At 67.7% G+C, this 14,021-nt stretch carries 14 protein-coding genes; 6 read left to right on the top strand and 8 right to left on the bottom strand.

Annotation, left to right across the window (positions count from 1 at the left end; all coding sequences use genetic code 11):
* Positions 1-617: 617 nt before the first annotated feature.
* Both PV789_RS26410 and PV789_RS26405 read right to left on the bottom strand, forming a co-directional pair.
* The gene (locus PV789_RS26410) at positions 618-1,097 is read right to left on the bottom strand and encodes a very short patch repair endonuclease (RefSeq protein WP_274975056.1); all 480 of its coding nucleotides are present in this window, start codon (positions 1,095-1,097) and stop codon (positions 618-620) included.
* Positions 1,094-1,360: a NaeI family type II restriction endonuclease gene (locus PV789_RS26405; RefSeq protein ID WP_274975055.1), complete on the bottom strand. Its 267-nt coding sequence runs from the start codon at positions 1,358-1,360 to the stop codon at positions 1,094-1,096. The genes PV789_RS26410 and PV789_RS26405 overlap by 4 nt, the downstream gene beginning before the upstream one ends.
* A gap of 251 nt (positions 1,361-1,611) precedes the next feature.
* Here PV789_RS26405 and argS point away from each other — a divergent pair, with 251 nt between their 5' ends.
* Both argS and fxlM read left to right on the top strand, forming a co-directional pair.
* Positions 1,612-3,339, top strand: coding sequence for an arginine--tRNA ligase (argS, locus tag PV789_RS26400; protein WP_274975054.1), 1,728 nt, complete (start codon positions 1,612-1,614; stop codon positions 3,337-3,339).
* A gap of 209 nt (positions 3,340-3,548) precedes the next feature.
* The gene (gene fxlM / locus PV789_RS26395) at positions 3,549-4,796 is read left to right on the top strand and encodes a methyltransferase, FxLD system (protein WP_274975053.1); all 1,248 of its coding nucleotides are present in this window, start codon (positions 3,549-3,551) and stop codon (positions 4,794-4,796) included.
* Between the two features lie 189 nt (positions 4,797-4,985).
* On the opposite strand, the gene gltX is transcribed toward fxlM, so the two are convergent.
* The 4 genes from gltX to PV789_RS26375 form a co-directional block, all read right to left on the bottom strand.
* Complete coding sequence (gene gltX / locus PV789_RS26390) at positions 4,986-6,401, bottom strand: glutamate--tRNA ligase (RefSeq protein WP_274975052.1); 1,416 nt, start codon at positions 6,399-6,401, stop codon at positions 4,986-4,988.
* Between the two features lie 178 nt (positions 6,402-6,579).
* On the bottom strand, positions 6,580-7,044 hold the full coding sequence (locus PV789_RS26385; RefSeq protein ID WP_274975051.1) for an NUDIX domain-containing protein: 465 nt from the start codon (positions 7,042-7,044) through the stop codon (positions 6,580-6,582).
* 10 nt (positions 7,045-7,054) lie between these two features.
* Positions 7,055-8,248 (bottom strand): DegT/DnrJ/EryC1/StrS family aminotransferase, encoded by a 1,194-nt coding sequence (locus PV789_RS26380; RefSeq protein ID WP_274975050.1) that lies wholly within the window; start codon positions 8,246-8,248, stop codon positions 7,055-7,057.
* Complete coding sequence (locus tag PV789_RS26375) at positions 8,248-9,255, bottom strand: Gfo/Idh/MocA family protein (protein WP_274975049.1); 1,008 nt, start codon at positions 9,253-9,255, stop codon at positions 8,248-8,250. The genes PV789_RS26380 and PV789_RS26375 overlap by 1 nt, the downstream gene beginning before the upstream one ends.
* Before the next feature lie 131 nt (positions 9,256-9,386).
* On the opposite strand from PV789_RS26375, the gene PV789_RS26370 reads away from it, so the two are divergent.
* On the top strand, positions 9,387-10,847 hold the full coding sequence (locus PV789_RS26370; RefSeq protein ID WP_274975048.1) for a peptide deformylase: 1,461 nt from the start codon (positions 9,387-9,389) through the stop codon (positions 10,845-10,847).
* 292 nt (positions 10,848-11,139) lie between these two features.
* Here the strand turns inward: PV789_RS26370 and PV789_RS26365 are convergent, their stop codons facing one another.
* Both PV789_RS26365 and PV789_RS26360 read right to left on the bottom strand, forming a co-directional pair.
* On the bottom strand, positions 11,140-11,493 hold the full coding sequence (locus PV789_RS26365; protein ID WP_274975047.1) for a DUF397 domain-containing protein: 354 nt from the start codon (positions 11,491-11,493) through the stop codon (positions 11,140-11,142).
* A complete protein-coding gene (locus tag PV789_RS26360; RefSeq protein WP_274975046.1) occupies positions 11,490-12,356 on the bottom strand; it encodes a helix-turn-helix domain-containing protein in 867 nt (288 codons plus the stop codon). The genes PV789_RS26365 and PV789_RS26360 overlap by 4 nt, the downstream gene beginning before the upstream one ends.
* A 366-nt stretch (positions 12,357-12,722) precedes the next feature.
* Between PV789_RS26360 and PV789_RS26355 the strand changes: the two genes are divergently transcribed.
* The 3 genes from PV789_RS26355 (at position 12,723) to PV789_RS26345 (ending at position 14,017) form a co-directional block, all read left to right on the top strand.
* A complete protein-coding gene (locus PV789_RS26355; RefSeq protein ID WP_274975045.1) occupies positions 12,723-13,160 on the top strand; it encodes an ATP-binding protein in 438 nt (145 codons plus the stop codon).
* A 10-nt stretch (positions 13,161-13,170) separates the two neighbouring features.
* Complete coding sequence (locus PV789_RS26350) at positions 13,171-13,392, top strand: hypothetical protein (RefSeq protein WP_274975044.1); 222 nt, start codon at positions 13,171-13,173, stop codon at positions 13,390-13,392.
* Between the two features lie 127 nt (positions 13,393-13,519).
* Positions 13,520-14,017 (top strand): hypothetical protein, encoded by a 498-nt coding sequence (locus PV789_RS26345; protein ID WP_274975043.1) that lies wholly within the window; start codon positions 13,520-13,522, stop codon positions 14,015-14,017.
* The last annotated feature ends 4 nt before the right edge of the window (positions 14,018-14,021 follow it).

Below are 14,021 nucleotides of genomic sequence, written 5' to 3'. Positions count from 1 at the left end.
CGCAAAGTGGCGGTTGTAGACGATTCCTGGGAATCCACCGTCATGGCTGTGTTCCCTCGGCAGGGCCGAGCCTCATGGACGAGGTCTGCTCATGGATCCGTCGAGCGCTGTTCCGGAGTCATCGACATCACGGTTGCCAGCGTGAACACCGCGGAGAACGGGATACCGATCGAGGTGAGGGCAGTGGGTGATGGTGCCCGCTGTTCCGGCTGTTCCCAGTGATCGCAGCGTATCCCCGGCTCTTACTAGCGCTATCTCGCTGACCTGTCTCGTTCCGGGTGTGATAGGGGCTCCGGTGTGCCCTGCGTTTTTCGGAGTCGGATTTCTGGGCCCTGGGACCACGTGACACTTGAAGGAGGGCATTGCGGGACGTAGTGGGTACCCGGCCGAGTTCCGCGGCAAGATCCCGGACTCGGTTCAAGCCGGACGCAGCGTCGCGGACGTGGCATGCGATCTGGATATCTCCTGCCGGGACCGCCTACGCCTGGCGGCGCCGAGACCGTATCGACCAAGGCACGCCTTCCCGCCCGGTGCCCCAAGAGGTGGGGGAGGCTATCAGCGCTGCGCTGCAGGCCGTCGAGGCAGGTGTTGCAATCCCTGCCGAGCGACCCGAGGGGCTAGTCGAACACACGGGGCTGCTGCAGCTGTTCCCTACGGGCTGAGACGGCCGAGACCACGGCCCCGGCGCACTCAGCCGGGTCCTGGTGCTCCCAGAAGCGCAGCACCAGCCACCCGGCCTCCTCCAGCCTTGCGTCGGTGTCGCGGTCGCGGCCCTTGTTGTCCGTGATCTTGTCCTCCCAGTAGCCGGGGTTGGTCTTCGGGGCGACGAAGTGGTCGGGGCAGCCGTGCCAGAAGCACCCGTCCACGAACACCGCTACCTTGGCGGGGCGGAAGAGCAGGTCGGCGGTGCGCCTCATCCTCGGCAGGGGTTTGGCCGCGACCCGGTAGCGCAGCCCGGCGGCGTGCACCAGGCGCCGGATGGCGAGCTCGGGCTTGGTGTCGCGGCTGCGGTTGGCGCGCATGCTCCGCCGGTTGCCGGGGGAGGAAGCCCACGACCCTTCAGGGGCTTCCCACCCACCCGCTGTTTTCCCGGTCATACCTCGGGCAGCAGGGGCGCGTATTCGACCGGGCTGCCCTCCTCCGCCGGGCGCCACCAGGCCCCGTCGATGGAGGCCCGGGGCTTGTCCTGCGGGGCGTCGTCAGCGCGCACGACCCGCGCGGAGACGAACCCCCCGGGGCCGGGCTCGGGTGATGAGAGGACGGTGGCGATCTGACAGTGCGTTCTGTAGCGGCCCAGGATGATGGTGCCCTCCGATCGCAGGCTGGATCGGGAACCGCCGTTGCCGCGGACCCTCTTCATGTACTCCTCTTACTTGACCACGGTAGCCACGACAGCGTGGCGGACGGGTAGGACTTGTGCCCGGCGGAACAGTTCGTCCACGCGCTGGAGGTCGGTCTCCACCAGGGTGCCGAAGTGGGTCTCGGTCACGGGTAGGCCATCCACGTCGGTCCGGTAAAAACCTCCAGTGAACAGGTCGGCCACCGTGACAGACTCAAACCATCCCCGGAACTCAGACCAGGGATGACCAGCGACAAAAGGTAAGGAATGTTGTGACAGGGGACATCGGAGACGATCTCGGTCAGCGTGTCGTCGCTGCCGTCAGCGCCGCGTTCGACGTGGCCTGCACGGTCGAGCAGGCGGTGGTCCGACCCTCCCAGCGCGAGGGCGTGGACTACCAGATCAACGCCGCGATGGCGCTGGCCAAGACCCTGCGACGACGCTCCCGCGAGGTCGCCGACGAGATCGTAGCCCACCTCGACCTGGGCGACATGGCCCAGAACGTGGAGGTCGCCGGCCCCGGGTTCATCAACATCACCCTCTCCGACACCTGGCTGCAAGAGCGCGCCGCGGCCCTGGCCGCCGACCCCCGGCTCGGCTACCAGCCCGGAGCCCCGCGACGCGTCATCATCGACTACTCCTCGCCGAACATGGCCAAGGAGATGCACGTCGGCCACCTGCGCTCCACCATCATCGGTGACGCGCTGGTCCGCTTCATGGAGTTCGCCGGACACGAGGTGATACGCCAGAACCACCTCGGGGACTGGGGAACGCCGTTCGGCATGCTCGTGGAGCACCTGGTCGACGAGGGCCTGGACGAGCAGCACTTCAGCATCAGCGACCTCAACGTCTTCTACCAGCAGGCGAGGGAGAAGTTCGACAACGTCGAGGGGTTCGCCGACCGGGCCCGCGCCCGCGTGGTCGCCCTCCAGGCCGGTGACCCCGACACCCTGGCCCTGTGGGAGCGGCTGCTCACCGAGTCCAAGCACCACATCGAAGCCGTCTACGACCTGCTCGGCGTCAAGCTCACCCCCGACGACTACAAGGGCGAGAGCTCCTACCAGCCCTGGCTCAACGACGTCGCCGACGAACTCACCCGCCGAGGCCTGGCCCAAGTCAGCGAAGGCGCCCTGTGCGTGTTCCTCGACGGCTTCACCGGCCGCGAGGGCAACCCGCTGCCGCTGATCGTGCGCAAACGCGACGGCGGGTTCGGCTACGACGCCACCGACCTGGCCACCATCCGCTACCGCGCCCAGGACCTCAAGGGCGACCACCTCATCTACGTGGTCGGCTCCCCGCAGGCCCAGCACTTCGCGCTGATCTTCGCCGCCGCACGCAAGGCCGAGTGGATCAGTGCGGAGACCGCCACCACCCACGTGGGCTTCGGCAGCGTCCTGGGCGAGGACGGCCGGATCCTGCGCACCCGCGCCGGAGCCTCCCTCAAGCTCACCGACCTGCTGAACGAGGGCGTGGAGCGGGCCGCCGCTATCGTCGCCGACCGCACCGACCTGACCGAGGCGGAGCGCGGCGAGATCGCCCGCGCGGTGGGCATCGGCGCCATCAAGTACGCCGACCTGTCCACCGACCGGGTCAAGGACTACCAGTTCGACTGGGACCGGATGCTGGCCATGGACGGCAACACCGCCGTCTACCTCCAGTACGCGCTGGCGCGCATCCGCTCCATCATGCGCCGTGCCGATCAGGTGCCCGCGCTGGGTGCTGCGGTGGTCCTGACCGAGCAGGCCGAGCGCGACCTGGTGTTGGCGCTGTCACGCTTCCCCGGCGCGGTGCAGGCGGCCCTGAACCACCTCCAGCCGCACCGGTTGGCCACGTACCTGTTCGAGCTGGCCACGCAGTTCAGCTCGTTCTACGAGAACTGTCCGGTGCTCAAGTCCGAGGGGCGGGTTCGTGAGTCCCGGCTCGCGTTGGCCGCGCACACCGCGGCCGTGCTGGAGCGGGGCCTGGACCTCCTCGGTATCGAGGCGCCCCAGCGGCTGTAGCGCGAACAGGGCGGATGCGGTCGCCGCATCCGCCCTGCCGTGTGGTGGGACGTACCGGGTCTCCTCATCCAGGCTCTCCCATGTCCTGTGGTTGCGGGTCAATTCGGCCACAGCTGGGAGACAGGCCGGTGAGAGAGCCGGTGGACGCCGCACACGCAGGTTCATCGGAAACCCCCACGCGCGGGAGCACGGCTGGTTAGCCTGCCAGCGTGACGACCTCCGACACCTCTGCCTCCGCTCCGGACACCGACCGCGTTGATGAGCTGCGCGAACGCATGATCATTCGCCTGCGAGCCATCAACGCCCTGCACTCCGAACCAGTCACCAGAGCGGTGCGCACCGTGCCCCGCCACGCCTTCGCTCCGGAGTTCCCTCTGGAGGAGGTCTACGACCCGGAGACGGTACTGCGCACCCGCTTCACCGACGACGGCACCGCCACCAGCTCGGTCTCAGCGACCTGGGTGCAGACCCTGATGCTGGAACGCGCCCGACTCCGCCCCGGCATGCGGGTGCTGGAGGTCGGATCGGGCGGCTACAACGCCGCACTGGCCGCTGAGGTCGTCGGACCCGCCGGATCGGTGACCTCCATCGACATCGACCCCGCGGTCATCGACCGCGCCCGCACCCACCTGACCCAGGCCGGATACGCCGACCGCGTGGAGCTGGTCGTCGGCGACGCCGAACACGGCCACCCCGGCGGCGCACCCTACGACCGGATCATCGTCACGGCCGCCGCCACCGACCTGCCCCCGGCCTGGACCGAGCAGCTCGTCGACGGCGGATGCCTCGTGCTCCCCCTGGGGGTGCGGGGCTTCCAGCGCGTCTACGCCTTCACCCGCCACGGCGCGCTGCTGCTGGGCGAAACCGGCAACCACGCGGGGTTCGTGCCCATGCAGGGTCTGGGCGTTCCCGCTCTCACCACCGTGCCGGTCATCGACACGGTCGAGCTGACCACCGACGCCGACCCTGTGCCTGCACCCGAAGCCCTGCCCGAAGTGTTCGCCCTCCCCGCGCACGAACAGTTCACCGGGGTCCGTATCGCTGGCATGGAACCCTTCGGAACCCTGCAGATGTGGATGGCCACCGGACTGCCGAACTTCGCCACCCTGACCGGTGCCGCCGACGATTTCCGCTACCGGCCCATGAACCGGGCCCTGATCCCGGCGATGTGGGACGGGTCCTCACTGGCCTACCTGCTGCTCCCCGCGGTACCCGATGCCTCCGCCACATACGAGTTCGTGGCCTGCGGTCACGGTCCCGACGCCGCCACCATGGCCGACCACGTCCGTCGCTGGGACCGCGACCACCGCGGCGGGCCCGGCCCCCGGTTCCTGGCCCACCCCGCCTTCCCGTCTGCGGACGGGGTGATTCGCACCCGCCACACCCGTCTGCTGGCCCTGTGGGACCAGGTTGAGGAGGACCACGGTCTGAACTGGCCTGCTGACCCCGGCAAGTGAGCTTCGTGTGGGTGGGCGCACGCGCCCACCCGCACGGCTTCCCGGATAGGGAGGGACTCGCGCCGAGCTCCGCGCACGCGGAGGTGAACCGGCGTTGGGGTATCGGCGCGTGCGGAGCTGGCCCCGGGCGTCAAAACTGCTGGAGGTCTTCCCTCCACATCTGGTGCCCCTGCGGCTGGCCTCGGCCCGTCAGGCGTTGAGTCGCTCCAGCGCCGCGCGCAGTCGCTCCAGTGTGCGCTCGCGGCCCAGCAGTTCCAGTGACTCGAACAGCGGCAGGCCAACCGTGCGGCCGGTGACCGCGACCCGTACTGGCGCCTGAGCCTTGCCGAGCTTGAGCCCTTGGGCGGCCCCGGCCTGCTCAAGGGCTCCCTTCAAGGACTCGGCGTCCCAGGTCAGGGACTCGTCGGAGAAGGCGGCGATCGAGGCGGTGAGCATCTCCGCGCCGATTCCGGGCTTCATGGCTTTGGCCCAGCTCTTGTCATCGAAGACGGGCATGTCCAGGAACAGGAAGTCCACGTTCGGCACGATCTCGCTGAGCACCGCCACCCGGCTCTGCGCCAACGGGGCGATCCTGGCGAAGACACCCGGGTCGAAGTCCTCACGCCGCCACGGCACGTCCTCACCCTCCAGGTAGGGGGCGCAGCGCTTGACGAACTCATCCACGTCCAGGGCGCGGATGTAGTCGCCGTTGAAGGCGCGCAGCTTCTTCTCATCGAAGAAGGCGGGCGAGGAGTTCACATCCGACAGCGCGAAGAGCGGAATCATTTCCTCGATCGGCATGATCTCGCGGTCCTCACCCGGCGCCCACCCCAGCAGCATCAGGTAGTTGACCATGGCCTCAGGGAGGAAGCCCTCGGCCTGGTAGGACTCCATGGCGACCTTGTCGCGGCGCTTGGACAGCTTCTGGCGCTTCTCGTTGACCAGCACCGGGGCGTGCGCCCACACCGGCGGCGCGTGCCCGAGCGCCTCCCACAGCAGCTGCTGTTTGGGAGTGTTGGACAGGTGCTCCTCACCCCGGATGACGTGGGTGATGCCCATCTCCACGTCATCGACCACGTTGGCCAGCACGAACAGGGCGGTGCCGTCGGCGCGGGCGATGACGAAGTCCTCCAGGGCCTCGTGCGGGAACTCCACCCGCCCCCGGATCTGGTCCTCTACAACCGTGGGCCCGCCCTCAGGAATCCGGAAGCGTAGAGCACGCCCGGGCCCGGCCTCCAGACCTCGGTCCCGGCAGAACCCGTCGTAGCCCAGGTTGGGGTTGTCGCGCCGGGCCTGGACCTGTTCGCGGGTGCAATCGCAGTAGTAGGCCAGCCCCTCCTTGCGCAGGCGTTGGGCGGCCTCGGTGTGCTGGTCGGCGTAGTCGGTCTGGGAGTAGGGGCCTTCGTACTGGGTGGCGTCCACGCCCAGCCAGGCCATGGCGGCCAGGATGCCCTCGGTCCATTCGGGGCGGGAACGGGCGGCATCGGTGTCCTCGATCCGCAGCACCATGGTGCCGCCGGATTGTCGTGCGACCACCCAGTTCAGCAGCAGGGACCGGGCATTGCCCACGTGGAACATGCCGGTCGGGGAAGGTGCGAACCTGGTGCGGATCGAGGTGTCAGTCACGGCCCAGAGCCTAGCGTGAAGCCTTGGCGCCACAGGGCTGAAGCACGTATTCGCCCCGTTGGCCAAAGCAGAGTTGTCTAAGCGGAGACGAGGGCGCCGCGCGGGTGTTCGCCCCTCAGTTCACCGGCCAGGGCGCCCAGGTGGCGATGCCCCGGACGTGAGGTCGTGTGGACCGGGGTCAGGCGCCCCGCGTGGCGGACCTCGACCATTTCCGGATCGTCTGCTTCGACTCCTCGGTGAGATCGCTGTCCCCAAGCTGGTCGGGCTGCACCCAGCGGTAAGCGGTGTGCTCGTCGGACAGAATGACCTCCGCCCCGTCATAGGGCAGGGCGAAGGTGTACTGCCGGGCCCGGCGACCGCTCCCCGATACGTAGTCGAACACCGACACGAAATCAGGGTCAAGGTCGAGGCCACGGACCCGTCCCACCTCCTCGGCGAGTTCCCGTGCCAGCCCCTCAAAGAGGGTTTCGCCCGCGTCGACACCGCCGGAGGGCAGCTCCTCAATCCCAGGGAGGAAATCATCCGAGCTGCTGCGCCTCAGGATCAGTACCTGGCCGAGGTGGTGGATGACCGCCCCGACAACGACCTTGCCGATCCCGTCGCGGCGGGCACTCTCCGACAGGGCTTGAACGTCGATACTCATGAGCCTGACACTAGCCTCGCCCCAGCCTGTCCAAGGCGGTTTCCAGGGCATCGACGACCGCTTGGGTGTGCCGATCGGCCTGGTCCGAGTCGTCGGCTGGCACGGCCACGCGCAGGGAGTGGGCGGCGATCCACTCCGCCCCGCTGAGGTCGCCATGACGCGGCGTAGGCGGGTAGGCGGCCACGGGGGAACGCAACTGGGTGAAGGCCGGGTAGGTGTGCAGGGGACGCATCGCATCGCAATCACTCACGTCGGTGCAACCCAACAGGAGCAACTCGCCGAGCAGGTCCTCACGGGTGAACCCAGCCCGGCCCGGGTCGATGGTGAACACGAAGGCGTACAGCGTCGGGGTGTGCCCAGGACCGACCGGTGTCAGAATCTCGATCCCCGCTCGCCCGGCGAGCACGGCTTCGATCCGTTTGGCGTGCTGGCACCGGTGCTCCAGCCAACCGTCCAGGCGTGACAGGTACACCTCGGCCATCGCCAAGCCGAGCGGGTGCGCCCGGTACTTCAGGCCCAGCCCGGTTTCGGCGTAGCGGTACAGCGGCGAGGCCGTGTCCACCTCGGCCAGGGCGCGCTTGTTGAAGTGTCCCAGCAGCGTCGCCTTCTCGTACACATCCTGGTGGCGTGTGGCCAGCAGGCCCCCTTCGCCAGCGGTGATGGTCTTGCGGCCCTGCAAGCTCCAGCAGGCCGCGTCAGCGAGCTGCCCCACGGAAACACCCTCTCGGGCGGCGCCGTGGGCGTGGGAGCAGTCCTCGACGAGGGCGATCGTGTTCTGGTCGCAGAACTGCCTAAGGCGCCGTGTGTCCTGGGGGTGCCCCCACATGTGGGTGATGACCAGCGCCTTGGTCCTGGGGGTGAGGAGCCTGGCGGCTTGGTCCAGGTCAACGGTGCCCACGGAGTCCACGTCCACCAGGACTGGCACCGCTCCGAGCTGGAACAGTGGGGTGGCGGTGGCGAAGAAGGTGTAGTCCTGCACCAGCACCTCGTCCCCGGGCCCGATGTCCAGTGCGTAGTAGGCCGAGTGCAACGCCGCCGTTCCCGAACTGGTCAGCAGGGCGAAGCTGACGCTGTGCCGGGCGGCGAAGGCGTCCTCGAAGCGGGCGATGATCCCGGACCGGTCATAGATCGAAACGGTCTCGCCGAGCTGTCGGGCGACGGCGGCACGGACTTCAGCATCCACAGGCGGCCAGGTGAATCCCATCAGGCCGCTCCTTCCATGTGCGTTGTGACAGCGGGAAGCGGTTCGGGGCTGCCCGACCTCAGGGAGGTGTAGGCGGCCTGGATGAGGGAGACGCTGAGCACTCCGATGCGGGCTTCGGAGCGGTCGACCGAGGTGTCCCCCAGGCTGTTGGTGTGGAAGCGCAGCATCTGCGCCCAGGGGTGGTCAGCGGCCTGAACCGACATGGTGTGCTCCAGCCCGCCCGGTGCGTGGACGCTGATTCGTGCGTGGCTGTCGGTGATGGTGATACGCCCGTGCTCGGCTACCAGGTCGATCATGTCCTGGCGGTCATCGTGGCGTGAGAGGTACATGGTGCCCCTCACCCCGTCGCTGTGGGCGAGGAGTACGTGCGCGGACTCCTCCACCTCGACGTGGGGACGCCAGGCGGGGGTGGTGGGGCTGAGCGCGTAGACACTGGTGACCGGTGACGGCACCAGGCGGGTGATGGCGTCGGCCGCGTGGTAGCCCAGGTCCAGCAGGGCACCGCCGCCGGATCGGTCACGGAGTGCGCGCCAGGTCGCCGAGTAGTCTCCAGTCGGTCGTGTGGTGTGGACGCGGTACGACAGCAGCCGTCCCCACGAGGGCAGCATGCGTTCGGCCATGGCGAAGAGCTGACCGTGCGGCCGGTGCGCGAGGACTCGTAAAGACCCGGCGCGGTTCGCCAGGGCGTGGGCGTCCTCGATCGTGAGCGCGAAGGGCTTTTCCTTCCACACCGCCACCCCGGCATCCAACAGGCGCAGTGCCGTGGACTGGTGGAGATCGTGCGGGCAGGCCACCAAGGCGACGTCGTAGGTCTGGAAGCCCAGCGCCTCGTCCAGGGACTCGTAGGCCGGGACCGGCCCGAGTCCGAGTCCGTCGGCCACGTCGACGGCCGGGTCGACGACCCCCTCCACACGGATAGGCACCTTGGCCGCGATCAGAGCGGGTGCCAGGACCTCGCGCACACGTGCGCCAGCGCCCACCACTAAGCCACGGAGCTCACTGCTCATCGTCGTCCTCCTGAAAGGTCGGGAATGGTCTCTCCAGGAGAGCGCGAAGCGGCCGGATGAGGTCAGCCTGAACCTGGCTCAGTCACGATTCACTCACGTACTCACGCGCTGTGTGAGTGATAATCGGTCCCATGCCAACCCCCCATGACTTCCCCGCCGCACTCACCCGCTGGCGGTCCCAGCGCAAGCTGACGAAGAAGGCGCTCGCGCGCGTGATGGGGTTCGATCCCTCCTACGTCAGCCACATCGAAGCGGGCCGCTACCCGGTCAGCGAGGAGTTCGCTCGTCTGGCCGAGCAGAAGCTGTCCGCTGGCGGGGATCTGTGGCGGACCTGGCGGGAGTCAGCGGGAGAGCGCACGGCACTCACGAGCGCGGGTGTGGGCGAACTGTTCGTGGACGACGACCACGCCGAACTGAGCTACCGTGACGGCACCTACACCGCGCGCATGCGCCGCCTCATTGTCAACGGCGGCAGCGAGCCGGTGAGCCGTTACCTGGTACGTATCAGCGTCGACCGCTACCCGGGACAGCCCAAGCGCTCGAACGAGCTGTACCGCCAGCATCCGCTTACCTGGGAACAGTTGGATCTGCGTGCTTCCTGCGATGGTGAGCCGATGCGCTGGGTGGCCAAGCACGACAGGGACTCCTTCAAGGAGGTGTGGCTGCGCTTTGAGAATGAGGGGACGATGTTCCCGCTCTACCCAGGGCAAGCTGCCACCTTGGAGTACTCCTACGTCGTGAGTGAGGACCAGTGGGGGCAGTGGTTCCAGCGTGCGATCCGGTTGCCGACCCGAGCGGTCAGTGTGGACCTGGTCCTCCCTGCTGAGCTCCACCCCACGGTCTGGGGTACCGAGACGTCCACCACCGTCGAGTCCGTCCCCTTGAGGTCGCCCGTCCAGAAGCGGGAACAGGACGGTGACGTCCGTTTCAGCTGGCGCACGAACGACCCGCCGATCGGTGCCCGCTACCGGATGGAGTGGCGCTGGCGTACCGACGCGGAGGACCGCGTGAGTGCCCGCCCCTCGTTGCGTACGTCCAGCGATCGAATGGCCGCAGCCGGGATCGTGCAGGAAGGCAATCCGATCCTGGCCCAGCCCGCGGCTGTCTTTCGTTTCCCGGAGGAGAGCGCAGTGGCGGAGGATGTGGTCGACCAGCTGCACCGGGCCATTCAACGAGTGCGGGAGCACCACCACTTCGGCAAGGGTATGGGCCTGGCCGCTCCGCAGATCGGGATCGACCGGGCTGCCGCGATCGTGCTTCCACCTGACCTCGACGCCGTGCCCTTGGTTCTGCTCAACCCGAGGATCATCGATTCCTCACCCGAGTTCGATTCCCAGTACGAGGGATGCTTGAGCTTCTTCGACGTGCGTGGACTCGTGCCACGCCCACGACGCGTCGAGGTGGAACATGCTCTGGTGGGCGGCGGTACGGCGATCACGGTGTTCACTGACGCTCTGGCCCGTCTGGTGGCACACGAGGTCGACCACTTGCACGGGCTGCTTTACACGTCCCACATGCCCGAGGGGGTGGTGCCGATACCGGTCGAGGAGTACCGGGGCACGGGGCAGGCCTGGAGTTATCGACGCGCTTGAGACCTTGGCGGCACGGTTGCGCATCAGACGATGCCGCTGAGGTGGTCCAAGCCGCCCACGGCCAGGCGCGCCGCAAGAGGGCCCCTCAGACCCCACCGCTTCGGTCGGTGGCTCCTTGGTCCTCCAAGGCCGTCGTGGTCGGCTCTGCGGGGAGTCAGGTCCTCGCGCATCCGCGTCTGGCGCGCGTGGGGTTGAGCCAACAGAATGGCGCGATGGTACGACGTCTGCTCCGAGCTCCGCGCACGCGGAGGTGAGTCTGGGTCCGCCTGGGTCGCGGAGGGGTTGGTGCTGTCTATGCGGAGACGAGGGCGCCGCGTGGGTGCTCGCCCCTCAGTTCGCCGGCCAGGGCGCCCGCATGGAAGGCGTCCCATTCGGCCTTGGTGTAGATCAGGGCGGGGGAGTTGGAGATTCCGGTGTCGGTGAGGGTGAAGCCGCCGTCGGGGAGGAATGTGGCGTGCAGGCGTCTGAAGACGGTTCCGCCACTCACGACCTGGTCGAGGAAGTACTCCCAGTCGGCGTGGGGAACGGTGAGCGTGGGACCGCCAGGGTTCTTGGTGTCACCGATCTCGATCACACCGTCTCGCGGCGAGCGAACCTGGACGCAGTTCGCCCCGGTGCTGCTGTAGCTGGACTTCGTCCATCTCATGGGTTCTCCTCCAAGATCTTCCCGATGACCTCGGCCGACTGTATCGGGGACAAAGCGACGGACTGGATCTGGTCGTAGGCCGCTTTGTAAGCGGCCAGGTCCGCCACACCCTCGACGTAGGTGTTCATGCCTCGGCTGTCCATGTAGACCACCGGAGGCAGATGGTTTCCTGCGTCCAGGATGGCAAAGGGGCCATCCAGCCCGGCATGCGCACCCACCGATTCAAGGACGACCTGGATGTTGACGTTGGGTTTCTGGCCCATCGTGAGCAGGTGGGCGAGTTGCGCGTCGCGAATCTCTCGGCTCCCGATCACCCTGCGGAGAGCGTGTTCTTCCACTATCGACCACAGCTGTAGCGGGTCCACCTCTCGGTGAAGGACTCGCTGTCTGTCCATGCGCAACTTGACCAGCTGGTCAACCTGATAGGGGAGAAGCAGCGGGTTGGCGCTGATCAGGGTGCGCGCGTACTCCGAGGTCTGAAGCAACCCGGGAAGAATGTGGGTCTGCCAGTCTTTGATGCCGATGGCTACCTCTTCGAGCCCCAGGTACTTCTCAAGGTTTCTCCCGGGCAGGTTCTGCTCGAAGGTTGTCGTGCTGTTGCGTCTTGGTCGACGTGACTGCGTACCGAGTTCCAAGAGCGCCGGACGTACGTCTTCGTTTGCCTTGTAGACGGTGAAGAACAGGTTGAGGTCAGCCTTCGTGACGGGGGCCTGTCCTCGCTCGATCTTGGACAGCTTGGCGGCTCCGAACCCCATCTCCTTGGCGGCCTCGGCCCCGCTCATCCCAGCTTCATGGCGGAGTTGCTGGAGTGCTTTGCCGAGCAGTAGGCGACTCGCGATGGGGCCGTGCTGCTCCTGAGGCATGCGGAGTGTCTCCCTCTGTCGTGTGAACCCTTCCAGTATCTCTCCTGGCCGACGCCCTTGGTGCCTCTGCAGGAAATTTCCTGTTCGATTTCCAGGAACTAGTTGTCAAGGGTGTTTCCTTGCTGCATGATCGAGTACAAGAAGCGTGTCCTTCTGGTCACGGACGGTGTCACCTGTCTGTGGCCATCATGAGGAGCGCCTGTGACCACCTCGGGGCTGCCAGGGAGGCACACCATGAGGAGCTTCAACAGTTCGTTCTCGAATGAGCAACCCGCTGTACCGCCCCAGCGGTGGACGAACGGTGAGGGCATCCCTGTAGCTGGGGGACTTGCATTGCCCCGACGGGTGTCCAGCGGAAAACGAGGCGTGAGGGTGGCGATCTTCGGCCCGTTGCCCTCACAGGTGCGGCAGATGCGCGCTTGGTGTCGTAACGGCGTATCCGTGGACCCGCTTCGCGCTCTGCGCATCGAGTTGGTGGCCAGCGAGCTGGCGACCAACGCGCTGACTCACTCGGCGTCAGGCCAGGCGTGCGGGCACATTCGGGTGGAGATGGAGTCGTTGCCCGGCCGACTCGTCCGTATCTCTGTCACCGACGACGGACCGCACCCGGGGCAGACCGTCTGCCTTCCGCGCCTGCCATCGGAGGTCGACGCTCTGGCGGCCTGCGGGCGGGGTCTTCGCCTCGTGGACCGTCTGTCCGTGGAGTGGGGCTGGAACGGCGAGCCCGGTATGCCTCTGACGGTATGGGCGCACATCGATCCCTACGCGCCCGTCCCTGACCCCGACGACGCCGTCGCGGCCTGAGCAGCCCGGAATGGCGTGGGACCGAAGCCAGGACGCCACCCAGTACGAGGCCGCCCGCCTGCTGGAACAACTCCACGAGCGCTGGTGGGTGCTGTGGGGACCGGCTTCGCGCCGCTTCTTTGCCTTCCACCTCGGCCCGCATCGTGTTCCGCCGCTGAGCGCGGCCACACCGCAGCTGCTGGACGCGGCCATCCGCGCCACCGAGCGCGGACTTCGATCCCTTCGACCGTGAGCGGGAAGCGCAGCCCTACCCGGGGCCAATGACACCCGCGCACAGAACAGAAAACAAGGTGCCCCGACCGGTGCTCCAACACCGGACCGGGGCGCGATCAACCACCTGAGCAAGCAGGAGGAAGACCGTGGAACACCCTATCGGCAGGCACCGCAGGCCTCGCCAGAGTCTGGCCGGGCGCGTGTGGTCGCTGACCGCCGCCGTGTTGGCCATCGCCCTGGCCTACGTGTTCGTCCCTCAGAGCCACCGACGCCCCGGGCCGGAGCGGGCCGCGATCACGCCGTCGCCCCGCCGTCGAGAACTGCCGCCCGCGCTCGTACCCGCTGAGCGACGCCCTGTCCAGGAGCTGACGGGATTCCCCGGCGATCAGGTGCGGCGCACGCGGACGCCCCAGGCCTTCCCGCGTGGGCAGAGCGACCGCCACACACAGGCACTCCGACCTCGTTCCGGAAACGAGGCTGCTCCCTCCACGCTCGATTCCGCTGGCACGCTGGTCCGCCCCTACATGCCGCCGCTGCCACGAGTCCCGGTCGGTGACCTGCTGGCCGAGCCCATTCAGGAGCAGTCCGACGACTTCGCCGACCTGGCCGCCGTCATCCGCGTCTACCTCGACAGGGTCGGGTGAGCAC

Source organism: Nocardiopsis camelliae (assembly GCF_028993595.1).
Taxonomy (GTDB): domain Bacteria; phylum Actinomycetota; class Actinomycetes; order Streptosporangiales; family Streptosporangiaceae; genus Nocardiopsis; species Nocardiopsis dassonvillei.
This window is presented reverse-complemented; position numbering and strand designations above follow the sequence as displayed.